Raw genomic sequence first — 1,052 nt, forward strand, 5'->3', positions numbered from 1 at the left:
CCGGCCAGTTTTTAAAACGAATGGCTCATATCTCAAGTCCGTTAAAAATCATAATATTGCACCTGGATAGCCTGCACTCGTCTATGGCAAGGAAATCCAAATTAAGCCTGCCAAAAGCAAGCTCTCAAACTCCTTATTTTTTCCTTACTCCTTGTCAAGGGAACTGTGATGGTTTATTTCCACGCTTCAGCCTGCAGAGTTTGCTACAATATATCGCTTAAAACTGACTTTAGCTATGAGCCGTGGAATTAATGGCGTTGCTTAATAATGGAATGATTTGAATAGTTTTGTGGAATGGGCATCTTGCCCGTTCTCAATATTTTCGGGCAGCCAGGATGCCGACCCCACTCATATTCATTCCTTGATTCAGCAATACCGAATTAATGATATTTTTGGTTAACTCACACACTACAACTAGTGTGATTCTCGATCTGAACACTACCTATGTGGGTTTTCCTACTCTAGGTCTTAAAAGTCCATACTTGTCTGAATCAAAGAGTTTAAGATGCCTTCAATCCACTTATAGACAGCAATCCTAAGCACACTAGTATCTTTCAACTATAGTTCGGGTTTGCTTTACCCTACCAGGATTACTCCCTAAATTCTGACGCGCAGCGTAGAACTTGACAGGGGTAAAACCCCTGCCCTGTCCTCAGACCAGAGAATTGGGTTTTGATTTAGATCAAAGCGAGCTTAGTAGCGACGAGCACCGAAGTTATCACCTCTGCCGCGATTGCCCCCAAATGAGTTTCTTTTTTCCCGAGGCTTGGCTTTATTGACTTTGAGCTCGCGCCCCATCCATTCAGCTCGATCAAGCTCTTCAATGGCCTTTGCTTCTTCCTCCTCTGTGTTCATTTCCACAAAAGCAAAGCCCCTTAAGCGACCTGTTTCGCGATCGGTGGGCATGTGAATTCGCTTGATTTGGCCATATTCTTCAAACACAGATTTCAGATCCTCTTCTGTCACCTCACGTGCAAGGTTACCAACGTAGACAGACATACAATATCTCCAAAATTTGATTTATGTAGAGATAGAAATTTCGGAGGCATGCT

The 1,052-nt window shown here is 43.1% G+C and carries 2 protein-coding genes; one reads left to right on the forward strand and one right to left on the reverse strand.

Annotated elements, in window-relative coordinates; all coding sequences use genetic code 11:
• Positions 1-221 (forward strand): hypothetical protein (locus F6K53_RS45110; RefSeq protein WP_293087675.1); only part of this gene is annotated, 221 nt, incomplete at its 5' end.
• 472 nt (positions 222-693) lie between these two features.
• Here F6K53_RS45110 and F6K53_RS45115 read toward each other — a convergent pair.
• Positions 694-999, reverse strand: coding sequence for an RNA-binding protein (locus F6K53_RS45115; RefSeq protein ID WP_075900939.1), 306 nt, complete (start codon positions 997-999; stop codon positions 694-696).
• Positions 1,000-1,052: the final 53 nt, after the last annotated feature.

Source organism: Moorena sp. SIO4A1 (assembly GCF_010672065.1).
Lineage (GTDB): Bacteria > Cyanobacteriota > Cyanobacteriia > Cyanobacteriales > Coleofasciculaceae > Moorena.